The organism is Variovorax saccharolyticus (assembly GCF_030316765.1).
GTDB classification, from domain to species: domain Bacteria; phylum Pseudomonadota; class Gammaproteobacteria; order Burkholderiales; family Burkholderiaceae_C; genus Variovorax; species Variovorax saccharolyticus.
In genome coordinates this window covers 259273-282402 of the sequence record NZ_JASZYT010000009.1, presented here as the reverse complement: position 1 = coordinate 282402, position 23130 = coordinate 259273, and the positions used below count along the sequence as shown (strand labels likewise).

At 70.7% G+C, this 23130-nt stretch carries 22 protein-coding genes; 18 read left to right on the top strand and 4 right to left on the bottom strand.

What is annotated here, in order from left to right; genetic code table 11:
- Positions 1-7: 7 nt before the first annotated feature.
- Positions 8-1555 carry a DUF3300 domain-containing protein gene (locus QTI45_RS26055; RefSeq protein ID WP_286656364.1) on the bottom strand — a complete coding sequence of 516 codons (1548 nt, stop codon included), beginning with the start codon at positions 1553-1555 and terminating at the stop codon, positions 8-10.
- A 28-nt stretch (positions 1556-1583) separates the two neighbouring features.
- Positions 1584-2354 carry a response regulator gene (locus QTI45_RS26050; protein WP_353621332.1) on the bottom strand — a complete coding sequence of 257 codons (771 nt, stop codon included), beginning with the start codon at positions 2352-2354 and terminating at the stop codon, positions 1584-1586.
- A gap of 264 nt (positions 2355-2618) precedes the next feature.
- On the opposite strand from QTI45_RS26050, the gene QTI45_RS26045 reads away from it, so the two are divergent.
- Positions 2619-3401, top strand: a complete 783-nt coding sequence (locus tag QTI45_RS26045; protein ID WP_286656363.1) for a Crp/Fnr family transcriptional regulator — start codon at positions 2619-2621, stop codon at positions 3399-3401.
- Positions 3402-3417: 16 nt separating this feature from the next.
- On the opposite strand, the gene QTI45_RS26040 is transcribed toward QTI45_RS26045, so the two are convergent.
- Positions 3418-3804 (bottom strand): response regulator, encoded by a 387-nt coding sequence (locus QTI45_RS26040; protein WP_286369585.1) that lies wholly within the window; start codon positions 3802-3804, stop codon positions 3418-3420.
- Between the two features lie 203 nt (positions 3805-4007).
- Here QTI45_RS26040 and QTI45_RS26035 point away from each other — a divergent pair, with 203 nt between their 5' ends.
- Positions 4008-6953, top strand: a complete 2946-nt coding sequence (locus tag QTI45_RS26035; protein WP_286656362.1) for a PAS domain S-box protein — start codon at positions 4008-4010, stop codon at positions 6951-6953.
- Here the strand turns inward: QTI45_RS26035 and QTI45_RS26030 are convergent.
- Complete coding sequence (locus QTI45_RS26030; RefSeq protein WP_286656361.1) at positions 6895-8199, bottom strand: flavin-dependent oxidoreductase; 1305 nt, start codon at positions 8197-8199, stop codon at positions 6895-6897. The two genes, QTI45_RS26035 and QTI45_RS26030, sit on opposite strands and share 59 nt — an antisense overlap.
- A gap of 129 nt (positions 8200-8328) precedes the next feature.
- Between QTI45_RS26030 and QTI45_RS26025 the strand changes: the two genes are divergently transcribed.
- The 16 genes from QTI45_RS26025 to QTI45_RS25950 all read left to right on the top strand — a co-directional run bounded on the left by QTI45_RS26025 (position 8329) and on the right by QTI45_RS25950 (position 23077).
- The gene (locus QTI45_RS26025; protein ID WP_286656360.1) at positions 8329-9501 is read left to right on the top strand and encodes a CaiB/BaiF CoA transferase family protein; all 1173 of its coding nucleotides are present in this window, start codon (positions 8329-8331) and stop codon (positions 9499-9501) included.
- 60 nt (positions 9502-9561) lie between these two features.
- Entirely contained in the window at positions 9562-10575 is a 1014-nt protein-coding gene (locus QTI45_RS26020) for an AraC family transcriptional regulator (RefSeq protein WP_286656359.1), read from the top strand.
- 90 nt (positions 10576-10665) lie between these two features.
- Positions 10666-12168 carry a class I adenylate-forming enzyme family protein gene (locus tag QTI45_RS26015; protein WP_286656358.1) on the top strand — a complete coding sequence of 501 codons (1503 nt, stop codon included), beginning with the start codon at positions 10666-10668 and terminating at the stop codon, positions 12166-12168.
- Complete coding sequence (locus QTI45_RS26010) at positions 12165-12584, top strand: PaaI family thioesterase (RefSeq protein ID WP_286656357.1); 420 nt, start codon at positions 12165-12167, stop codon at positions 12582-12584. Before QTI45_RS26015 ends, QTI45_RS26010 begins: the two co-directional genes overlap by 4 nt.
- 28 nt (positions 12585-12612) lie before the next feature.
- Positions 12613-13599 (top strand): tripartite tricarboxylate transporter substrate binding protein, encoded by a 987-nt coding sequence (locus QTI45_RS26005; protein WP_286656356.1) that lies wholly within the window; start codon positions 12613-12615, stop codon positions 13597-13599.
- Between the two features lie 5 nt (positions 13600-13604).
- Positions 13605-14420 carry an SDR family oxidoreductase gene (locus tag QTI45_RS26000; protein ID WP_286656355.1) on the top strand — a complete coding sequence of 272 codons (816 nt, stop codon included), beginning with the start codon at positions 13605-13607 and terminating at the stop codon, positions 14418-14420.
- Positions 14417-14842, top strand: coding sequence for a PaaI family thioesterase (locus tag QTI45_RS25995; protein WP_286656354.1), 426 nt, complete (start codon positions 14417-14419; stop codon positions 14840-14842). Before QTI45_RS26000 ends, QTI45_RS25995 begins: the two co-directional genes overlap by 4 nt.
- Before the next feature lie 106 nt (positions 14843-14948).
- Positions 14949-16133 carry a lipid-transfer protein gene (locus QTI45_RS25990; protein WP_286656446.1) on the top strand — a complete coding sequence of 395 codons (1185 nt, stop codon included), beginning with the start codon at positions 14949-14951 and terminating at the stop codon, positions 16131-16133.
- A gap of 5 nt (positions 16134-16138) precedes the next feature.
- Positions 16139-16582, top strand: a complete 444-nt coding sequence (locus QTI45_RS25985; protein WP_286656353.1) for a MaoC family dehydratase N-terminal domain-containing protein — start codon at positions 16139-16141, stop codon at positions 16580-16582.
- A gap of 10 nt (positions 16583-16592) precedes the next feature.
- On the top strand, positions 16593-17021 hold the full coding sequence (locus QTI45_RS25980) for a MaoC family dehydratase (protein WP_286656352.1): 429 nt from the start codon (positions 16593-16595) through the stop codon (positions 17019-17021).
- 13 nt (positions 17022-17034) lie between these two features.
- On the top strand, positions 17035-17862 hold the full coding sequence (locus tag QTI45_RS25975; RefSeq protein ID WP_286656351.1) for an SDR family NAD(P)-dependent oxidoreductase: 828 nt from the start codon (positions 17035-17037) through the stop codon (positions 17860-17862).
- Between the two features lie 17 nt (positions 17863-17879).
- Positions 17880-19016 carry an acyl-CoA dehydrogenase family protein gene (locus QTI45_RS25970; protein ID WP_286656445.1) on the top strand — a complete coding sequence of 379 codons (1137 nt, stop codon included), beginning with the start codon at positions 17880-17882 and terminating at the stop codon, positions 19014-19016.
- Positions 19013-20704, top strand: coding sequence for a long-chain-fatty-acid--CoA ligase (locus QTI45_RS25965; RefSeq protein ID WP_286656350.1), 1692 nt, complete (start codon positions 19013-19015; stop codon positions 20702-20704). Before QTI45_RS25970 ends, QTI45_RS25965 begins: the two co-directional genes overlap by 4 nt.
- The gene (locus tag QTI45_RS25960) at positions 20701-21504 is read left to right on the top strand and encodes an enoyl-CoA hydratase/isomerase family protein (protein ID WP_286656349.1); all 804 of its coding nucleotides are present in this window, start codon (positions 20701-20703) and stop codon (positions 21502-21504) included. Before QTI45_RS25965 ends, QTI45_RS25960 begins: the two co-directional genes overlap by 4 nt.
- Positions 21501-21902: a Zn-ribbon domain-containing OB-fold protein gene (locus QTI45_RS25955; RefSeq protein WP_286656348.1), complete on the top strand. Its 402-nt coding sequence runs from the start codon at positions 21501-21503 to the stop codon at positions 21900-21902. The genes QTI45_RS25960 and QTI45_RS25955 overlap by 4 nt, the downstream gene beginning before the upstream one ends.
- Positions 21899-23077 carry a thiolase family protein gene (locus QTI45_RS25950; RefSeq protein WP_286656347.1) on the top strand — a complete coding sequence of 393 codons (1179 nt, stop codon included), beginning with the start codon at positions 21899-21901 and terminating at the stop codon, positions 23075-23077. Before QTI45_RS25955 ends, QTI45_RS25950 begins: the two co-directional genes overlap by 4 nt.
- The last annotated feature ends 53 nt before the right edge of the window (positions 23078-23130 follow it).

Below are 23130 nucleotides of genomic sequence, written 5' to 3'. Positions count from 1 at the left end.
TCTCCTGTCAGCGCCCGCGCCCGCCGCCGCCGCCGCCTCGTCCGCCGCCACCGCCGCCGCCCATGCGGCCACCCCCGCCGCCGCCGCCGCCCATGCGGGCGCCGCCGCCACCCGCGCTCATGTGCGCGCCGCCGCCGCCACCGGCGCTCGGGCGTGCCCCGCCTGCGCCTCCCCCGGCATGGCTGCGGGCCGCGCCGCCGCCGTGGTTCTGCGCCATCGACTGCCGGCTGGCATCGCCCCGGCTGGCCTGCTGGCGTGCCTGGTTTCCGGCATCGCCGGCGCCCCTGAGCGCGTTGTCGCCGCCGCGCGTCTGCGGGCGGTTCTGGGCGCGGTCGCCGCCGCCGCGATCGCCGGCGCCCGGGCCTCCCCCGCGGTCACCTCCTCGGTCACCCGCGCGGTCGCCTGCCCGATCGCCTGCGCGGTCACCGGCGCGGTCACCTGCTCGGTCCCCGGAGCCGATGCCGCCGCGGTCCCCGCCCGCGTTCTGCCCGCCACGATCGCGCCCGGCGCCGCCTGCGGCCGCCTGCGCGCGTTCCCGTGTCGCCGGATCGTTGCGAAGCTGGTCGCGGCCCTGGCCCGGGTCCATGCCGCGCTGCTGCAACTGGTTCTGCGCCTGCTGGCGCTGCGCATCGCGGGTGGCGGCCTGCGCCGGGTCGCGACCGCGGTAGTCGCCGCGCTGGTTGGCACCGCCCACGTTCTTGCCGAACTGCTGCTGGCTCGCCGAATCCCGGTACGGCACGCCGCGGCGGTTGGCCGCGTTGTGCTGGAAGTTCGTCTGGCTGGCATTGAGCTGGCGGTTCGTGTTGACGCTGTTGTAGCGGTTGACGTTGACGTTCACGTTGCCGCCGCCCCAGTTGGCGTTGCCCCACAGCGCCGCCGTGGCCGCGACGCCGACACCGAACGCGATGCCGGTCGCCAGCGCAGCGCCGGGGTAGTAGTACGGCGCCGGCGGGTAGTAGTACGGGGGGTAGGCCGGATAGGGCCAGGTGCCGTACACCACTGTCGGGTTGTACGACGGCACATAGACCACCTGCGGATTCGTCGGCTCGATCTTGATGATGGTCTGCTGCGTCTGCGGCTCCTGCTCGACGATGACCTTCTGCTGATCGGAGCTCTTGAGGCTGCCCGTCTTCTGCGCCTGGGCGCGCAGCCGCTGCGCCGAATCGAGCACGTCCTTGGAGGAGGCGAGGAAGGCGTCGCCGAGGTTCTGCACCCAGTCGGGCTTGTCGCCCATCGTCTGGAGCACCTGCGGAAACGCGACCAGCGACTGCACGCTCGGGTCCCAGGGCTGGTCGGCCACCAGCTTCAGGGCCGCGTCGCCCTTCTGGTCCCGGTTCGCCTTCGACCACTTGGCGGCATCGGCAACGTCCGCGGGATAGGTCGAGGCCATCAGCACCTGCGACAGCAGCGAGTCGGGGTAGAGCGCGATCGGCGCCATCATCTGGTCGAGCTGCTCCCTGGAGAAGGTCTGCGCCTGCTGGGCACCCGCCAGCAGCGAGAACAGCGAGGTCGCCAGCACGAGGGTGCGCGCGATTCGGACGATCAGGGCACGCATGGCGCCTCCTTTTGTTGTGGGCGGAAGTTCAATGGCGGACCTCGTCCTTGCGATCGGCCAGGGATGGAGCCGTGGGCGGGCCGGCCGGATCGTCGATCCGGTTCTCCATCGCGTAGCGCACCAGCTCGGCCGTGCCCGACAGCTGCAGCTTGTCCTGGATGCGTGTCTTGTGCGTGCTCACGGTCTTGACCGACAGGTGCAGCGCGTCGCCGATGTCGGTGAGCCGCTGCCCGGCCGCGATGCGCTGCAGCACCTCGATCTCGCGATCCGACAGCAGCGTGTGCCGGGGCGCGTCGCGCGTGCCGTTGAGCTGCTGAACCACCTGCTCGGCGAGGCTTTCGTTGACGTAGGCGCCACCCGCGGCCACCCTGCGCACCGCGCCGACCAGCTCGAGCGCCGCGACATCCTTGGTGACGTAGCCGTTGGCGCCGGCCTTGAACGCGCGCAGCGCGTACTGCTCTTGCGCATGCATGCTCAACACCAGGATGCGGACGCGGGCGAACTCGGCCTTGATGCGCCGGACCAGTTCCAGGCCGGGCATGCCCGGCATCGACAGGTCGACCAGCGCCAGGTCGAATTCGTGCGCGCGCAGCAGTTCGAGTGCTTCGAAGCCGGTGACCGCCTCGGTCAGTTCCCAGCCGTTGCCCTGCGGATCGAGCACGCGCTTCAAGCCTTCGCGGACGATCGCGTGGTCATCGACCAGCAGCATCCGGATGGCGGGCAGGCCCGGCGCGGGCGCCGCCTCCCGGCGCGCAGACGGGTCGCTCGCATCGTTCTCGATTCCCTCGTTGTCATGCATACCCTTTCCTGACCGGAGGCAGCTTATGGGTGCATCCTGACCTTTCTGTTGACGAATATCAAGCCGTGGAAATAGGGGAGGCGATCGAACGATCCTTCGCCCGTCATTAGGAATATTCCGAATGCGATGTGGGAAAAAGACCTTGTCAGCGAGGGCAAGTCCGAAGAATTCCCAAGCATCCAGCCTATTCCCAGCAGCCGCCCCGGCGCGCAAAGTTCGTTCGCCCGCGATCTTCATGTCGCCGTGCAAGCCGGGAGTCTTCCGATGAATTCGATTCCAATGCGCGAGCTGCACCCTGGCGCAGTGCCCGAGATGCTCGCCCTGCTCGGCGTCTGCGTCGATCCGGGGCAGAAGCTGCCCGACATGCCGCTCGCCGAGCGCCGGATCCGGGCCGGCCAGTCGCTGTTCTTCGAAGGTGCCCCTGCGACCTCGATCTACGTCGTGCGCGCCGGCACCTTCAAGGCCTTCCATACGGCGGAAGACGGCTACGAACAGGTCTTCGGATTCGCTCGCCGCGGCGATCTGCTGGGCTGCGATGCCCTGTCCGGCGATTGCCATCTCATGGGCACGGTCGCGCTGGAGGATGCGAGCGTCTACGTCGTCGCGCTGCCCGACTTCTATGCGCTGGCGCAAAGCCTGCCGGCCTTCCATCGCGGCGTGATGCGCGCGGTCAGCGGCGCGATGGTCGACCTGACCCAGCTGGCCGACATGATGGCGGCCGTCGCATCCGAGGTGCGGCTGGCCCGGTTCCTGGTGCATCTGTCGCGGCGGATGTCGACCGGCGGCCAGCCCTCCACGTTCCTGCACCTGCTGATGACGCGCCGGGACATCGGCAGCTACCTCGGCGTTGCCCACGAGACCATCAGCCGTTCGTTCGCGGCGCTGGCCGCCCTGCGGCTGGTGAAGGTGAATCAGCGCGAGGTGGAGATCCTCGATCTCGCCGGATTGCAGGGCTTCGCGCAGGGCACGCGGACGCCGGTCAAGGCGAGCTTCGGCACGGCGGTTGCCGGGCTGCGGCCCGGTCGCGTGCTGGCGCTGGCCGCCTGAACGAGGCACGCCGGGCTCAGGGCTTGGGCTGCGCGGCGTGGGCGAGCGAGAGCTCCGCGATCCAGTCGCGCGCCTGCTGGAATTCGGTCGCCTTGTCGAAATAGGCGAGGGCGCCGGCCTCCAGGTGGGTCTTGCGCATCGAGCTCCAGTTGAACTGGGAAAAGACGACCACCTTGATGCCGGGGTACTGCAGCCTGACCCGCCGCAGCACGTCGAGGCCCCGGTCGTGGCCGCGCAGCCGGACATCGAGCACGATGAGGTCCGGCGGGTTGGCCGCGATCGCGGCCAGGGCCGTCGCGACGTCTTCCGCGCAGCCCACGACCTCGACGTCGGGCGCGCTGGCCAGCAGTGCGCCGAAGCTCTGTTGAATGATCACGGAGTCGTCGACCAGCAGCACTTTCACGTCCGTACCTCGTCCGCGCTTGCCTCATTGACCAAGGCCCCATGTTGGCATCGGATGGCGCCCGGCGAAGTGCGCATGCTCAATGTTTGCGGTCGAAGCGCGAAATTTTCGGCCGCGAACCGACCCCGGCGGGCGTTGGTTTCCAGACATAGGAGAATGTCCAGCGCATCGACTCCCTCATCCGCCGAATGACGAGAGGTCCCATGGCTTCGTGGTTCGAGAACCTGAGCTTGCGCCGCCGGATCGTCCTGTGGACGGGAGCGGTCATGCTCGGCTTCGCGGCAGTGGTGGCATCGATGCTGGCCACCGAGGCGCAACGGATTCGAAACGCCGCGCACGAGAAGGTGCGGATCCTTGCCACGGCATCGGCCGCCGACCTGCAGCGCGTGCTCGACCTGTACCGGTCTGTGCTGGAGCGGCCGTCGGCGAGGCCGCTGGTGCAGGCCATGGAAAGCGGTCGCTGCGATCCCTTCATTGCCGAGTCCCTGCGCTTCGCTCCCGCGTTCCTGGGCTACGTCGTGCGCGACAAGCAGGGCAACACCCTCTGCGCCCACGACGCCGGTCCGCTGCCGAGCTTGCCGGCGGCGGACGCCGCGGGTTTCTCGGCCAGCGACCTGTTCGTCGACGAACGCACCGGCAGGAAGGTCGTGGCGCTGGGCCAGGCGGTTCGCGATCCGCAAGCCGCCCGGGTCGGCCAGCTGGTGATGATCGTGGATCTGCTGGCGCTCAACGAGCAGCTGTTCGCCGGGGTCCCGAAGAACGCGCTGGTCTCGGTGGCCGATCGGACGCGCACCGTGCTGCTGCGATCGGCCGACCCGGCGACATTCATCGGCTCGCGCCCTTCGCCCGGCGATGCCGATCCGGTGGCGGGGGCGCGCGAGGGCAGCTTCAGCGCCCCGGGTCGCGACGGCGTGCCCCGGCTGTTCGCGCTCCTGACCCTGCCGGGCGCCGACTGGCGGGTGGCCGCGGGCCTGCCCGAGGCCGATGTGTTCTCCGGCTACCACGACGCCCTGTGGCGAACCCTGGGCTTCGGCGTCGGGCTCTGCGTGATCCTGTTCGTCCTGGCATGGCGCCTGAGTGCAGGCATCGCCGACCCCATTGCGCGACTGGAGCGGGTCGCGGTGCAGATCGCCGCGGGCCGGCACGCGGTCCGCGCCGAGGTCGACGGTCCGCCGGAGATCAGGGCGGTCGCGCAGCAGATCAACAAGATGCTCGATGCGCGGGCCGTCAGCGAGGCGCGGCTGCGCGGCATCTTCGAGTCGGCGGTCGACGCCATCCTGACGGCCAACGATCGCCAGATCATCGTCGAGGCCAACCCGGCGGCGGCAAGGATGTTCCGCTGTCCGCTCGATGAACTGGTCGGCTCGCCGCTGAGCCGGCTGCTGCCGGAGCGCCTGCGCGAGGACTACGCGAGGGATGTAGCGGCCTTCGCCGCCGACCCGCTCTCCGAGCCCCGGATGGGGCGCCAGCAGGAGCTGGTCGGCTTGCGGGCCGACGGCGTGGAGTTCCCGGTCGAGGGCGCCATCTCCCGGCTGACGATCGCCGGCCATCCGCTTTTCACGGTCATCCTGCGCGATGTCACGGAGCGCAGGCAGGCCGAGGAGGAGCTGCGGGCCGGCGCCTCCAAGCTGCAGGCGGCGCTGTCGAGCATGAGCGACGCGGTGTGCATCTCCGACACCGCGGGGCGGCTGGTCGACTTCAACGACGCCTTCGCGACCTTCCACCGGTTGCCGGACAAAGCGGCCTGTCGGCGCAGCGTCGCGGACTACCCGGACATGCTGGACGTCCGGGCGCCCGACGGCACACCGGTGCCGCTGCGGCAATGGCCGGTCTACCGGGCGCTGCGCGGCGAGACGGCGACCAATGTCGAATACCGGCTGCGCCGCAAGGACACGGGCGACCAGTGGATCGGAAGCTACAGCTTCGCGCCCATCTGCGCCGGCGACGGCGCGATCGTCGGCGCCGTGGTGACGAGCCGGGACGTCACCGCCGTCCGGCAGGTGCAGGAAGAGCTGGAGGAATCGCATGTCGCCATGCAGCGGCTGAGCGCATCGCGGGATCAGGTCCAGGAAGAGGAGCGCAAGCGGATCGCGCGCGAACTGCATGACGACCTGCAGCAGACGCTGGCCGCGATCCGCATGGACCTGCGCGTCATCGGCGAGCGCTTCGGCGCCCGCGAGCCCGACCTGCTGGCGCATGTGGCCCAGGTCGATGGCCTGGCCGAGCGCGTCGTGGCGTCGACGCGGCGCATCGTCAACGACCTGCGTCCGCCGATGCTCGAAGACCTCGGCCTGGTGCCGGCGCTGGAGTTGCTGGTGGCCGAGTTCGGCCAGCGGACTCGCGTCGCCTGCGTGCTCGATGCCCCGGAAGAAGCGTCGGAGGCGTTGCTGGCGACGCCGGCGCTGGCACTCTGCCTGTACCGCGTCGTGCAGGAGGCGCTCAACAATGTCGCCAAGCATGCCCAGGCGAGCGAGGCGCAAGTCCGGATCGCCCTCGAGCCGGCGGTCTCGGTCTCGGTTCGCATCAGCGACAACGGACTGGGGCTGGGCGCGGCGGACCGCCGCAAGCCCGATGCCTTCGGCATCCTCGGCATCCAGGAGCGGGTGCGCATCCATGGCGGGAGCCTGCGCATCGACGCGGCGCCCGGCGGCGGCACCGTGCTGGACGTCCGGATTCCGCTGGCCGGCGCGACGGCTGCAGCGAGCCCCACCCAGCAGACCCTGCAGGACGTGATCGACGCGCTGGCGGGGATCGTGGCGGTGGTCGACCGGCGCGGCGTGATCCGCTTCGTCAACCGCGCCTGGAGCGAATTCGCCGAGCACAACGGCCAGCCCGCCGCGGTCGACATCGGGCCGGGCGCCAACTACCTGGAGGTATGCCGCCGCAGCGCGATCTCCGACGCCTCGGCGCTGCACGTCCTGCGCGGGCTCGACGAAGTGATGCGCGGCAGCCGCAAGGTCTTCACCTGCGAGTACCCCTGTCATTCACCCGATGAGCGGCGATGGTTCCAGATGCACGCCACGCTGATGGCCACCGGAGAAATCCTGGTGGCGCACTTCCTGGTCAGCCGGGAGAGCCACGCTCACCTGGTCATCGGATCGGACGGCACGCGCATGCCCCCGCTGCGATGGTCGGCGGCGCCGCATTGAGGGTTTCGATCGCGAATCCCGCGGCCGCCTTGTAGCGCGCCATGTAGGCCTCGCGCTCGGCGGCCGGGATGATGGCGTCGATGTCGTCGAAGACGCCGCCGCAGCGCTCGTCGACCAGCCCCAGGATGCCGAACGGGCCGGCGCCGCGGTTGCGCAGCACCAGGGCCGAGACGTCGGCGCACAGCTTGTCGTCGTAGGCCCGCAGGGCGGCGGGGCCGACGCCATGCGCCAGCATGGCCGCGCCCAGCACCCGCGCATCGACGATCGCCTGGCTGGCGCCGTTGGAGCCCACGGGGTACATCACGTGCGCGGCATCGCCGAGCAGCGCCACGCGGCCGTCGACCCAGGTCGGCACCGGATCGCGGTCGATCATCGGGTACTCGAAGACTTCCTTGGCGCCGCGCAGCATCGCGGGCACGTCGAGCCATCCGTAGTTCCAGCCTTCGAAGTGGTGGATGAAGTCCTCGAGCCCGACGCGACGGTTCCAGTCGCCCTGGGTCCAGCCCTCGGCGTTGTCGACGGTGATCTCGGCGATCCAGTTGATCGTGGCCAGCCCGGTGGCCGGATCGGGCGGCGAGATCGGGTAGAGCACCACCCGATGGCGCAGCGAGCCGACGCCGACGAAGGACGCGCCGGTGCGCACCGGCACGCCCGGCGTGGTGCCGCGCCACATGATGGCGCCGCCCCACTGGATCGGAGGCTGCGCGGGATGCATCTGCGCCCGCACGGCCGAATGCAGGCCGTCCGCCGCCACCAGCAGGCGGCCTTCGATTTCCTGTCGCCGGCCGTCGGCCGTCTCGACCAGCGCGCTGACGCCGTCGGCATGGTTGCGGTAGCCGGTGACGCGGTGGCCGAGCCGGATGGCGCCGCTGCCGAGCCGATCGAGCGCCGCCCGGTACAGCAGCATTTGCAGCTGGCCGCGATGCACCGAGTACTGCGGCCAGCGGTAGCCCGCGAGCAGGCCGCGCGGCTCGGCATAGATGTCGTTGCCGTTGCGCCCGACCAGCGCCCATTCGCGCGCCTGGATGCCGATGGTGTCGAGCAGCTGGTCGTCGAAGCCGAGGTCGTACAGCTCGCGCACGGCGTTGGGCTGCAGGTTGATGCCGACGCCCAGCGGCTGCAGGTCGGCCACGGCCTCCAGCACGATGCAGGGAACGCCGATCTGGTGCAGCGTGAGGGCGAGCGCGATGCCGCCGATGCCGCCGCCGGCGATCAGCACGGGGCGGGTGTCCGGTGATTCAGTCATGGCGCGGATTGTCGGGGACGCCGGGGCCCGATCCATCGGTGGCAACGCGGGGCCTGACGCTTTTCGCCAATCGATGCGAGCGCTGGCGCCATTGCGGCAGCGGCCCGCGCACCCTAGATTGCACTGCCCATGACCTCTTCAATCCAATCCCATGCAGCCTCCGGCGCACCCCTCGCCGGCGTGCGCGTGCTCGACCTGACCCGGCTGCTGCCCGGACCGCTCGGCGCCATGCACCTGGCCGACCTCGGCGCCGACGTCGTCAAGATCGAGGACACCGGTGCCGGCGACTACGCCAACGACGCGGTGCGCGCGCTGGTCAACCGCAACAAGCGGGCGATCCGCATCGACCTCAAGCATGCCGACGGCGTCGCCACGCTGCTTCGCCTGTGCCGCGAGGCCGACGTGCTGGTCGAAGGCTTCCGGCCCGGCGTGATGCAGCGCCTGGGCGTCGGCTACGAGGCGGTGGCGGCGGTCAACCCGCGCATCGTCTACTGCAGCATCAGCGGCTTCGGCCAGACCGGGCCGCTGCGCGACATGCCGGGGCACGACCTCAACTACGCGGCGCTGGCCGGCGTGGCCGACCAGATCGGCAACGCCGCCGGCCCGGCGCTGTCGAACCTGCCGGTGGCCGACCTGATGGGCGGCACCCTGACGGCGCTGGCGGGGATTCTTGCCGCGCTGTTCGACGCCGCGCGCAGCGGCCGCGGACGGCATGTCGACATCGCCATGGCCGACGGTGTGCTGGCCCATGCGGTGCTGCCGCTGGCCGGCCTGCACCAGCACGGCCAGGTGCCGCTGGCCGGCCAGGGCCCGCTGACGGGTGCGCTCGCCTGCTATGGCTTCTATCGCACGGCCGACGGCCGGCAGGTCGCGGTCGGTGCGCTGGAGCCGAAGTTCTGGGACGACCTGTGCCGCCTCCTGGAACGCCCCGACCTCGTGGCGCTGCATCGCAGCGGCGACCCGGCGACCGAGGCGGCCCTGCGCGCGGAGCTGGCCGCGATCTTCGGCGCCCGGCCGCTCGCCCACTGGCGCAGCCTGTTCCACGACGGCGTTGGTTGCGTGACGCCGGTGCTGCGCATCGACGAAGCCCTGGACCATGCGCACTTCCGCGCGCGCGGCATGCGGGTGGACGATGCGGCGCCAAGCCTGCAATTGGGCTGCCCCGTCAAGATGACCGGCTTCGCGCCGTCCGAGCCGCGGCCGGCGCCGAGCGCCGGCGAACACACCGACGAGATCCTGCGCCAGGCCGGGTTCGACGCCTCGGCGGTGGCCGCGCTGCGCCAGGCCGGCGCCGTTGGCTGAGGGCCGTCCGGGCGGCAGCGGGCGCTGCCTACAATCGGCCGGCCCGCCACCGCCACCTCGATGACGCTCACCCACCACACCATCGCCATCCAGCAGGTCCATGGCATCCTGATGGGGGTGCGGCACCGCGGCCTCGACACCGCCCCGCTGCTGGCACGGGCCGGCATCGCCACCTCGCTGCTCGAGTCGCCGCTGGCGCGCATCTCGCAGCGCCAGTACGCGCTGCTGATCCGCGCCTTGCGACGCGAACTGCGCGACGAACTCTGGGGCCTTCTGAGCCACCCGCTGCCACCCGGCAGCTTCGGCCAGTGCATGCGGCGCCTGGTGCGCTGCGCCACGCTGGGCGAAGCCCTGCGCGAAGGCTTCGCCTGGTATCACCTGCTGCTGAAGGACTTCGTGCCGCGGCTGTCGGTGGTCGACGGCAGCGCCCATGTGCAGTTCGTGCTGCGGCGAGCCTCCGATGCGCGGCTCGACTACGCGATCAAGGCCTTCATGCTGCTCGCCTTCAATGCGTTCTCCTGGCTGGTGGCGCGGCGCATTCCGGTGCTGGCGGTCGACTACACGGCCGAGCACACCATCACCGACATCTCGCGCGTCTACCAGGTGCCCGTGCGCTACGGGATGCCGCACGTGGGCATCTCCTTCGAGGCGCGCTGGCTCGACCTGCCGGTGGTGCAATCGCCGCAGAGCCTGGGCGAATTCCTGGCCGGCTCGCCGGCCAACCTGATCGTGAAGTACCGCGACACCAGCAGCCTCACCGAGCGCATTCGCCGGCTGCTGCGCAAGCGGCTCGGCGACGAGTTGCCGTCGCTCGAGGAAGTGGGAGAGGCGCTGGCGGTGACGCCGCAGACGCTGCGCCGCCGGCTGCGCGACGAGGGCCGCGGCTTCCAGCAGATCAAGGACGAGCTGCGCCGCGATGCCGCGATCGAATTCCTGCTGCACACGCCGCTGCCCCTGCTGGACATCGCCAACCGGGTCGGCTTCTCGGAAGCCAGCACCTTCCATCGCGCCTTCAAGCAGTGGACCGGCGTGGCCCCGGGCGAGTACCGCCTGGTGCACGGCGCCGAGCGCTGAACCCCGAAGCGCCGGGCTGAGCGGATCCGCCAAGCCCTTTGGCGCTTCCCGCCATTCGTCCAGCGGGCGTCGCGGCCTAAGCTGTGGCGCATGTACCTGACCCAAGGCCTGCATCGCGCGCTCCAGCGCAATCCCGACAAGACGGCGCTGACGCACGTCGACGAGACCGGCACGCGCCGCCACACGCATGCGCAGCTGGCGGACGGCATCGCGCGGCAGGCGGCCGCGCTGGCCCGGCGCGGCATCGCGCGCGGCGATCGCGTCGCGCTGCTCTCGCCCAACAGCGACCGGCTGGTGCGCGCCATGCTTGCCTGCTGGTGGCTCGGTGCCATCGCCTGTCCGCTCAACATCCGCTGGAGCACGCCCGAGCTGGCCTTCGCGCTGGACGACAGCGAAGCCTCGCTGCTGCTGGTCGACGAATCGTTCGCGGCGCTGGTGCCGGAAGGAGCGCCCGCCACGCTGCAACTCGCCGCGTTCGAGCAGGAGTGCGCGAGCCTGGCTGCGCTGCCCGACACGCGCACCGGCGGCGACGCGCTCGCGGCCATCCTCTACACGGGCGGCACCACGGGCCGCTCGAAGGGCGTGATGCTGAGCCACGCGAACTTCTGGTCCGCATCGATGACGCGCGGCGCCGAACTCAACAACGCGCCGGACTCGGTATCGCTGCTGGTGGCGCCGCTGTTCCACGTCGCCGGACTCGGCCGCCTCGTGGGGCAATCGATCGTCGGCGGCAGCTGCGTGACGATGTCGCAGTTCCGGCCCGGCTCGGTGATCGAGGCGATCGCGGCCCACGGCATCAGCGACATCATGGTCGTGCCGAGCATGCTGCAGTCGCTGCTCGACGATCCGGCGTTCACGCCCGAGCGCGTGAAGAGCCTGGACCGCATCGCCTTCGGCGCCGCGCCCATGCCGCCGGACCTGCTCGATCGCGCGCTCGCCGCCTGGGCGCATGCCGAGTTCTTCCAGGCCTACGGGCTCACCGAGACAGCTGGCGCCGTGTGCATCAACCTGCCGTCGAACCACCGACCCGGGGCGCACATGCAGGGCCGGCTGAACTCGGTGGGCCGCGCGGGGCTGGGCGCGGAGATCATCGTCGCCGACGAGAGCGGCCGCGAACTGCCGCGAGGTGAAGTGGGCGAGGTGCTCGCGCGCGGGCCGATGCTGATGCAGGGCTACTGGCGCAATCCCGAAGCCACGGCGGCGGCCTTTCGCGATGGCTGGTTCCGCACCGGCGACGCGGGCCGCATGCTGCCCGACGGCCACCTGTTCATCGTCGACCGGCTCAAGGACATGATCATCAGCGGCGGCGAGAACGTCTATTGCGCCGAGGTGGAGGCCGCGCTGCGCAGCCATCCGCAAGTCGCGAACGCGGCCGTGATCGGCGTGCCGGACCTGCGCTGGGGCGAGGCGGTGCATGCGGTCGTGGTGAGGGGCGGCGACGCCTCGGTCACGGTCGACGAGCTGCGCGCCTGGTGCCGCGAGCGCCTGGCGGGCTACAAGTGTCCGCGCGGCATCAGCTTCGTGCCCGAGCTCCCGATGTCGGCCGCCGGCAAGGTGCTCAAGAACCTGCTGCGCGACCGGGTGCGTGCATGAAGCCGGCGGCGGCCGACGAGCGGCGCAACGTGTTCGGCCGGGTGCCCTTCATGCGGCTCCTGGGCGCGCGCCGCGAGTTCTCCGCAGCGGGACGCGCCCGCCTCGTGATCGACGAGCGGGCCGAACTCGGCAATGTCATCGGCGCGCTGCACGGCGGCGTGGTGGTCACGCTGCTCGACGTCGTGATGGCCAGCGCGGCCGTGTCGCTGTTCGACTTCGAGCGCACCGCCGTCACGCTCAACCTCAACACCAGCTTCCTGCAGCCGGGTCGCGGCGCGCTCACCGCGGATGGCGAGGTGCTGCGGCACGACGACAGCGTCGCCTGGTGCTGCGCCCGCGTCACCGATGCGGGTGGGAGCGTCGTCGCGCAGGCGCAGGGCTCTTTCCGCTACCTGCCGCTGCCGCCGGCCGACTGAACATTCATCGAAGACCAAGGAGACAGCCATGAACCCATCCTTCCGAACCCTGCGGCGGCGCGCCGCCATCGGCGTGCTGCTCGCGTTCGGCGCCGCGGCCGCGTCGGGCCCCGCCCTCGCGGCCGAGCCGTTCCCGTCGAAGCCGATCACGCTGGTGATGCCGTTCCCGCCGGGCGGCTCCTTCGACCCGATCTTCCGCACGCTGGCCGAAGCGGCCTCGCGCGAGCTGGGCCAGCCGATCGTGCTGATGCACAAGCCCGGCGCGGGCGGCATCAACGGACCGGGCACGGTGGCGCAGATGAGCGAGGCCGACGGCTACACGCTCGCCGTGATGCACAACTCCGTGATCCGCGCGCCGCTGATCCAGAAGGTCAGCTGGGACCCGTTGCGCGATTTCACCTACCTGGCGGGCCTGTTCGGCATGGCCACGGGCGTCGCCGTGGCCACCGACGCGCCCTGGAAGACGCTGGACGAGCTGCTCGCCGAGGCGAAGAAGCGTCCCGGCGCGCTGAGCTGGGGCACCGTGGGCGCGACCAGCATCAACCGCATCTACGGCGAACGGCTCGCGCGCCTGAACGGCACCACCTTCAACATGGTGCCGTTCAAGGGCGGCAGCGAAGCCTTCACGGCGCTGATCGGCCACCACCTCGACGTCTACGGCGACCCCGGCTTCGGCGCCCAGGTGCAGGGCGGCAAGGTGCGGCTGCTCGCGACCTTCACCGCCGAGCGCCTGAGGCGCTACCCCGAGGTCCCGACGGTGAAGGAGCTGGGCCACGATCTGGTGATCGAATCGCCGGTCGGGCTCGTCGCGCCGAAGAACCTCGACCCGAAGGTCGGCGCGCGCCTCGCCGCCGCCTTCCGCAAGGCAGCGGCCGACCCCGCCTACCTGAACCAGCTCGACCAGTTCGACATGCAGGCCAAGTGGATCGACGGCAGCGCCTACACGGCCTATGCCAAGGCGCAGTTCGAGCGCGACGCGAAGATGCTGGCCGAGCTCGGCTTCAAGCCGGAGTGAAGACCATGGACTTCTCCGCCTTCGACTTCAAGGGCCGCCACGTGTTCGTGGCGGGTGGCTCCAGCGGCATCAACTTCGGCATCGCGCAGGCCTTTGCCCGCGCCGGCGCGCGCATCTCGGTGCTGAGCCGGTCGCCCGACAAGGTGGCGACAGCGGCGCAGCAGCTCGCAGCGCTGGGCACCGAGGCGCTGGGCATTCCCGCGGACGTGCGCCAGCCCGCGGCGCTCGAGGCGGCTTTCGCGCAGGCCGCGCAGCGCTTCGGAGCGATCGACGTGCTGGTCTCGGGCGCGGCGGGCAACTTCCTCGCCAGTGCACTCGACATGTCGCCCAATGCCTTCAAGACGGTGGTCGACATCGACCTGCTGGGCAGCTTCAACGTCGCCCGGCTGGCCCATGCGCACCTGCGCCAGCCCGGCGCCTGCGTGATCCAGATCTCGGCCGGACAGGCCTTCATCCCGACGCCCTACCAGGCGCATGTCTGTGCCGCCAAGGCGGGCGTCGACATGCTGACGCGGGTGCTGGCGCTGGAGTGGGGGCCGCAGGGCATCCGCATCAACTCGATCGTTCCCGGACCGATCGCCGACACCGAGGGGCTGAAGCGGCTCGCGCCCACCGACCAGACGATGAAGGCGATGGCCGAGCGGGTGCCGCTCAAGCGGCTGGGTCGCATCGAGGACATCAGCCGCATGGCGATGCTGCTGGCCAGCGACTGGGGCTCGTACATCACCGGCGCCGTGATTCCCGTCGATGGCGGCCTGGGCCTGACCGGACCGCGCGACTTCACGGCGGCAGCGGCCGCATCGCAGCGGGAGAAGGCATGAGCCGGCACCTCGCCACGGCGCCGGAGACGAGGCCGCGCAGCGGGCCGCAGCGCCACGTTCCGTTCTCGGAACACCTGGGCCTGAGGGTGGAGCGTGCCGAAGGCGGCGAATCCACCGTGTCGGTGGAACTGCGCCCCGAGCTGCTGAACAACCACGACAGCGGCCATGGCGGCGTGCTCATGACCCTGCTCGACAGCGCGATGGCGCATGCCGCGCTGTCGCGCGTCGCCTATGCGCGAGAGGTGGTCACGGTCGACATGCACATCGCCTTCATGCGGCCCGCCAGCGGGCGGCTGCAGGCCGCGGGCAGGGCCACCGGCGGCGGCCGCTCGGTGTGCTTCTGCGAAGCCACAGTCACCGACCAAGGCGGCGAGGTGGCGGCGCGTGCGATGGGCACCTTCCGCTACCGCGACCCCGCGTGAACGTTTCGGCCAATCGTTTTGGCCCGATCCGCGATTGTCCGGGCCGGTGCATCGCCCGAGACTTGCCTTCATCGTCCTCAGTCCCCCAGGAGCTTCCATGACGCGTATGCAGCGCCCCGTCCACGTGGTCGGCGTGGGCATGATCCCCTTCACCAAGCCCGGCGCCAGCGATCCGTACACCGTGATGGGCGCGCGCGCCGCACGGCTCGCGCTCGATGATGCCGGCGTCGACTATTCGCTCGTCCAGCAAGCCTACGTGGGCTATGTCTACGGCGACTCCACGGCCGGCCAGGCGGCCATCTACGGCGTCGGCCTGACCGGCATCCCGGTCTTCAACCTCAACAACAACTGCTCCACCGGCTCGAGCGCGCTGTTCCTCGCACGCCAGGCGGTCGAGAGCGGGATGGCCGAATGCGCGATCGCGCTCGGCTTCGAGCAGATGCAGCCCGGCGCGCTCAAGGGCGCCTACGACGACCGGCCGTCGCCGATGGCCCGCTTCGCCGAGGTGATGACCGAGAAGCAGGGCTTCGTGCCCGACGCGCCGCGAGCGGCGCAGTTCTTCGGCGGCGCCGGCCGCGACTACATGGCGCAGTACGGCATCCGCCGCGACACCTTCGGCCGCATCTCGGTCAAGGCGCGCCAGCATGCGGCGCGCAACCCGCTCGCGGTGTTCCGCCAGACGCTGACGCTCGACGAGGTGATGGCCTCGGCGCCGGTGTTCGACCCGCTCACGCGTTTCCAGTGCTGTCCGCCCACCTGCGGCGCCGCCGCCGCGATCGTCTGCTCGGCCGAGTTCGCGAAGAAGCACGGCCTCGACATGCGGGTGGTGATCGCGGCCCAGGCGATGGCGACCGACACGGCCTCGACCTTCGAGAGCAAGGACATGCGCAAGGTGGTGGGCTACGACATGACGGCCGCGGCAGCGCTTCAGGTGTACGAGGCCGCCGGCATCGGCCCCGAGGAACTCGACGTGGTGGAACTGCACGACTGCTTCACCGCCAACGAGCTGATCACCTACGAGGCGCTGGGCCTGACGCCCGAGGGCACGGCCGAACGCTTCATCGTCGAGGGCGATAACACCTACGGCGGCCGGGTCGTGACCAATCCCTCGGGCGGCCTGCTGTCCAAGGGCCATCCGCTCGGCGCCACCGGACTCGCCCAATGCGCGGAACTGGTGTGGCAGCTGCGCGGCCAGGCCGAGCAGCGCCAGGTGGAAGGCGCGCGGCTCGCGCTGCAGCACAACCTGGGGCTCGGCGGCGCCTGCGTCGTCACGCTCTACCAGGCGGCCTGAAGGCGATGATCGACCGCCGCCACATCGGCCACACGCTGCCGCCGTTCCAGGTGGAAGTCGAAAAGGGCCGCCTGCGCTTCTTCGCCAAGGCCACCGGCCAGACCGACCCGGTCTACATCGACGAGGCGGCCGCCCGCGCCGCCGGACATCCGGCCCTGCCGGTGCCGCCGACCTTCCTGTTCTGCCTCGAGATGGAGGCGCCGAACCCCGCCGCGATCCGCGAACTGCTGGGCATGGACTACCGCAGCCTGCTGCACGGAGAGCAGGGCTTCAGCTACCACGCGATGGCCTATGCCGGCGACAGGCTGAGCTACCAGCAGCGCATCGAGGACATCTACGACAAGAAGAACGGCGCGCTGGAGTTCGTGGTGCGCAAGACCCGCGTGACCAACCAGCGCGAAGAACTGGTGGCCGAACTGCGCTGCGTGACCGTGGTGCGCCACCGCTGAGACCGAATCCATGAGCACCACCACACTTCCCGCCTGGGATGCCCTGCAGCCGGGCGACATGCTCCCGGCGCTCGAACTGCCGGAGATCAGCCGGCTCGCGCTCGCGCTCTACTGCGGCGCCTCGGGCGACCACAACCCGATCCACGTCGACACCGACTTCGCGCGCTCCGCGGGCCTGCCCGATGTGTTCGCGCACGGCATGCTGTCGGCCGCATGGCTGGGCCGGCTCGTCACCCAGTGGGTGCCGCAATCCGCCATACGTTCGCTGGACCTGCGCTTCGCCGCCATCACGCATGTGGGCGAACGCATCACCTGCACCGGCAGGATCGTCGAGAAGCTCGAACACGAAGGCCGACGCTGCGTGAAGCTGCATGTCGCCACAGCCAACCGTGAAGGCATCACCAGGCTGACGGGCGAGGCGCTCGTCGCATGGAACTGAACAAAGGAAAGACATGAACCGCAAACTCGAAGGCAAGGTCGCCATCGTCTCCGGCTCCGGCCGTGGCATCGGGCGCGAGATCGCGCTCAAGCTGGCCAGCGATGGCGCCCGCGTGGTCATCAACGACCTCGATGCCGATCCGGCCGCGCAGACGGTCGCCGAAATTGTGGCGGCGGGCGGCAGCGCCATCGCCTGCGCCGGCAGCGTGACCGACGCCGGCTTCGCCGACCGCTTCGTGGGCACGGCCGTCGAGAGCTACGGCGGCCTCGACATCATCGTCAACAACGCCGGCTACACCTGGGACAACGTGGTGCAGAAGATGAGCGACGAGCAGTGGGAGGCCATGCTGGCCGTGCACCTGACCGCGCCCTTCAGGATCCTGCGCGCGGCCTCGGGCTTCATCCGCGATGCTGCCCGGCGCGAGGCCGACGAGGGACGGGAGGTGTTCCGCAAGGTGGTCAACATCTCGTCCACCTCCGGCGTGTACGGCAACGCGGGGCAGGCCAACTACGCGGCCGCCAAGGCCGGCATCAACGGCCTGACCAAGGCGATGGCCAAGGAATGGGGCCGCTACAAGGTCAATGTCAACAGCGTCGCCTTCGGCCTGATCAAGACCCGGCTGACCGAGGCGGATGCCGCCGCGGGCGCCAGCATCGACATCGAGGGCCGGCAGATCAAGGTCGGCGTCAACCCGCAGATCCTCAAGAACGCCGAGGCCCTGATCCCGCTGGGCCGCGGCGGCACGACCCAGGAGGCGGCGGGGGCGGTCTACATGTTCTGCATCCCGGAATCGAACTACGTCAGCGGGCAGGTGCTGGTCTGCGGGGGTGGTCGGCCGTGAATGCGACCCGCGCCTGGATGACGCCCGAGCTCGAGATGCTGCGCGACAGCGCGCGCCGCTTCTTCGAGCGCGAGTGCGTTCCCAACGAGACGCGCTGGCGCGCCCAGCACCACGCGGACCGCGACATCTGGACCCAGGCCGGCGCGGCCGGCCTGCTGTGCGCCAGCATCCCCGAGGAATACGGTGGTGGCGGCGGCAGCTTCCTGCACGAGGCCGTGATCTGCGAGGAACAGATGCGCGCCATGGCACAGGGCTTCAGCAACAACGTGCACAGCGGCATCGTGGCCCACTACCTGCTGGCCTACGGAACCGACGCGCAGAGGCGCCGCTGGCTGCCGCGCATGGCCAGCGGCGAACTGGTGGCGGCGATCGCGATGACCGAGCCCGGCGCCGGCACCGACCTGCAGCGCATCAAGACGCAGGCGCGGCGCGACGGCGACCACTGGCGCATCACGGGCAACAAGACCTTCATCACCAACGGCATGCATGCCGGGCTGGTCTGCGTCGCGGCCAGGACGGATGCGGCGGGCGGATCGAAGGGCATCTCGCTGCTGATGGTCGAGACCGAGGGCACGCCGGGCTTCCGGCGCGGCCCGCTGCTCGACAAGATGGGCCAGAAGACGCTGGACACCACCGAGCTGTTCTTCGACGACGTGCACGTCGGTGCCGACAACCTGCTCGGCGGCGAACCGGGACGCGGCTTCGCGCAGCTCATGCAGCAGCTGCCGCGCGAGCGCATGCTGATCGCGGTCGGCGCGGTCGCGACCATGCAGCGCGCGATCGCCGAGACCGTGGCCTACGTGCGCGACCGGCAGGTGTTCGGCGAGCCGCTGCTCAAGATGCAGAACACCCGCTTCAAGCTGGCGGAGTGCGAGACGCAGTCGCAGGTGGCGCGCGCCTTCGTCGACGACTGCATCGCGCGCCTGATGGCCGGCCAGCTCGACGTGCCGACCGCGGCGATGGCCAAGTGGTGGACCACCGACACCTGCTGCCGCATCGTCGACGAGTGCCTGCAGCTGTACGGCGGCTACGGCTTCATGAACGAGTACCCGATCGCGCGGCTCTATGCCGATGTGCGCGTCGGCCGCATCTACGGCGGAGCCAACGAGGTGATGAAGGAGATCATCGCCCGGGCGCTGGAGCGGCAAGAGTGAGCGCCGCCCGGCCGCCGCACTTTCGCTTCTGGCCCAAGGGCGTGGCGCGCGAGCTGCGCGTGCCGCGCGCGACCCTGCCCGAATACCTGGACACGGCGGCACGCCGCTTCCCCGACAAGCCGGCGATCGTCTACTGCGGCGCGACCACCACCTATGCCGAGCTGCGCCGCCGCGTCGACGCTCTGGCCGCATACCTGCAGCAGCGGCTGGGCGTCGCGCCGGGCGACCGCGTGCTGCTCGCGAGCCAGAACTGCCCGCAGTTCGTCGTCGCCTTCCATGCCGTCCTGCGTGCCGGTGCCGTGGTGGTGCCGGTGAACCCCATGAGCAAGGCCGCGGAGGTGCGCCACTACGCGCTCGACAGCGGCGCCCGCGTCGCCATTGCGGCGCAGGACCTGCTGCCCGCCCTGGCGCTCGGCGACCGCGAAGGCGAGCTGCGCCAGGTCGTCGTCCATGCCTACTCGGATGCCATCGGCTCGCCGTCGGCCGAGGATGCATGGCCCGACTGGGTCACTGCGCCGCGCGCAGGCCTTGGGCAGGCGTCGCTGCACGGCTTCGAGCAGGCGATCGCGCTGGCACTCGCCCCGGCGGTACAGCCGCTGTCGCCCGACGACCTGGCGGTGCTGCCCTACACCTCCGGCACCACGGGCCATCCCAAGGGCTGCATGCACACGCATGCGACGCTGCTGGCCTCGCTGGCCTCCTCGGCGGTCTGGAAGCAGCTGCACGTCGAAACCGTGACGCTGGCGGTCGCGCCGCTCTTTCACATGCTGGGCCTGCAGAACGGCATGAACCTGCCGATCTTCCTTGGCGCCACGGCCGTCATGATGCCGCGCTGGGATGCGGCGCTGGCGGCGCGGCTGATCGAGCGCCATGCGGTCAGCGCCTGGTCGGCGCCGCCGGCGATGGTGATCGACCTGTTCTCGCATGCCGAGGCGCAACGCCGCGACCTGTCGAGCCTGGCCCTGCTGTCGGGCGGCGGCGCCGCGATGCCCGAAGCGGTCTCGGCGATGCTGTCGGAGCGCTACGGCCTGGCCTACAACGAGGGCTATGGCCTGACCGAGACTGCCTCCTTCCTGCATGCCAACCCGCTCGCGCGCGGCAAGCGCCAGTGCCTGGGCATGCCGACGCAGGGGGTCGATTCACGCATCGTCGACCCGGTCAGCCTCGAGCCGCTGCCGCCCGGCGAAACGGGCGAACTCGTCACGCGTGGAGCCCAGCTCATGAAGGGCTACTGGCGCAATCCGCAGGCCGATCGCGAGGCCTTCGTCGAGATCGGCGGCCTGCGCTTCTTCCGCACCGGCGACCTCGCCTCGATGGACGAGGACGGCTACTTCTTCCTGCGCGACCGCCTCAAGCGGATGATCAACGCCTCCGGCTACAAGGTCTGGCCGACCGAAGTCGAGAACGCGATGTACGAGCATCCGGCGATCCACGAGGCCTGCGTGATCGCGGTGCCCGACGGCAAGCGCGGCGAGAGCGTCAAGGCGCTGGTGGTGCTGAAGCCGCAGCAGCGCGGGCGTGTGGCCGAACAGGACATCGTGGCCTGGTGCCGCGAGCGCATGGCGGTCTACAAGGCGCCGCGCGTGGTCGAGTTCCTCGACAGCCTGCCGAAGTCCGGCACCGGAAAGATCCTCTGGCGCGAGTTGCAGGACGCGCATCGCGCCGCCGCCACGGAACCACATCCATGAACCCATTCACGACGCTGCGCTTCGAGCGCCATGGCGGCACCGCCGTGCTGACGCTGGACACGCCAGCCAACCGCAACGCCTTCACCGCCGCCTTGCGCGACGAGCTGGCGCAGGCCATCGCGCAGGTGCGCGGCGACGCCGGGGTGCGCGCCCTGGTGCTGACCGGCGCCAACGGCCAGTTCTGTTCCGGCGGCGACCTGCGCGGCATCGCCGACGCCGCGCTCGACAACGCCGGCTGGCGTGCCCGCATGCAGAGCACGCAGCGCTGGTTCAGCGACCTGATCCTGATGGACAAGCCGGTGATCGCGGCGGTCGATGGCGCTGCCTACGGGGCCGGCTTCAGCCTTGCGCTGGCGGCCGACTTCGTGCTCGCGACGCCGCGCGCCCGCTTCTGCATGTCCTTCCTCAAGCTGGGGCTGGTGCCGGACTGCGGTGCCTTCTACCTGCTGCCGCGCGTGGTCGGCGCCCAGCGCGCGCGCGAGCTGATGCTGTCGGCGCGCGAGGTCGGTGCCGTCGAGGCCCGCGAGCTGGGCATCGCGATGGAACTGCACGAGGCCGGCGGGCTGATGCCGCGCGCGCTGGCGCTGGCCGAGAGCTTCGCGGGTGCGTCGCCGCTGGCCGTGAGCCTGGTCAAGCGCGCCACCGGCGATGCCGGTGCGCTGGCCGGACTGCTGGATGCCGAGGCCAACGCGCAGGCGCTGGCCTTCGGCAGCGCCGAGCACCGTGACGCCGTGCAGCGTTTTCTGGACAAGCAGCCGCTGCCGTTCCAGTGGCCCGCGAACAAGGAGCAGGCAGCATGAGCAGCAATCCCGCTGAGGCCGCCATCGGCGTGCAGGCCTTCCACCAGCGCGAGCTCGACGCCGCCCGGTTCCTGATCCAGCGCTGCGCCGATTGCAGTCGCCACGTGTACTACCCGCGCGAGAGCTGCCCGCATTGCGGCGGCACGGCGCTCGAATGGGTCGCGCCCGCCGGATTCGGCACCGTGCATGCCGTGACCACGATGCGGCGCAAGCCCGCCGAAGGCGGCGATCTCAACCTCAGCCTGGTCGAGCTCGACGAGGGCGTGCGGCTCATGAGCCGGGTCGAGAATCTCGCGCCCGACGCGGTGCGCATCGGCCAGCGCGTCAAGGCCCGGGTGCAGTCGCAGGACGGCCGCGGCCTGGTGCTGTTCGACGCCGTCGACGGAGCCGCCGAATGAACGCCGGACTGAAGACATTGCGCGGCAGCGCCGCCATCGCGGGCGTCGCCACCTTCGGCTGCGGCGAGGCGCCCGGCTTCACCGACATGGAGCTGCTGGCGCGTTCGGCCCGCGCGGCCGTGGCGGATGCCGGCCTGGCGATGAAGGACATCGACGGGTTGTGCACCGCGAGCGCATCGGCCGCGATGTGGACCCTGCCGGTGGTCGAGTACCTGGGCCTGAACCCGCGCTACATCGACGGCACGATGCTGGGCGGCAGCAGCTTCATCGCGCACCTGCTGCCGGCCATGCAGGCGATCCGCTCGGGGCAGTGCGGCGCGGTGCTGGTCTGCTACGGCAGCGCGCAGCGCAGCGCCGCCTTCGGCCGGCGCGAGATCGTGGCGGCGCGCCGCTTCCTCGATCCGCAGCCCTACGAGCATCCCTACGAGCCGATGCTGCCGGTGTCGGCCTATGCGCTGGCCGCCTCGCGCCACATGCACGAGTTCGGCACCACGCGCGAGCAGCTGGCCGAGGTCGCGGTGGCGGCGCGCGCCTGGGCCCGGCTCAACCCCGAAGCCTTCATGCGCGAGCCGCTGACGCGCGAGGACGTGCTGGCCGCCCGCATGGTCTCCGATCCGCTGACCGCGCGCGACTGCTGCCTGGTCACGGACGGCGGCGGCGCCTATGTGCTGGTGAGCGCCGAGCGCGCGCGGGACCTGCCGCGGAAGCCGGTCTACGTGCTCGGCAACGCCACGGCGGTGTGGAACCGGCAGATCTCGTCGATGTCGGATCTCACGGTCACCGCGGCCAGCCAGTCGGGCCGCGAGGCCTTCGCGATGGCGGGGCTGGCGCCGGCGGACATGGGTGTCGTGCAGCTGTACGACGCCTTCACGATCAACACCCTGCTGTTTCTCGAAGACCTCGGCTTCTGCCCCAAGGGCGAGGCCGGCCGCTTCGTGGCCGACGGCGCCATCGCGCCCGGCGGCAGGCTGCCGGTGAACACCAATGGCGGTGGCCTGTCCTGCGTGCACCCGGGCATGTACGGCATCTTCGCGCTGATCGAAGCGGTGCGGCAACTGCGCGGCGAGGCCGGCGAGCGGCAGGTCGAGGGCGTGCGCACCGCGCTCGCGCACGGCAACGGCGGCATGCTGTCGAGCCAGGCCACCGCGATCCTCGGCACCGCCGAAGCACTTTGAATTCCGCATGAACGACGTCGCCAAGAAGCGATGCGTTGATTTCTTTCAGCAAC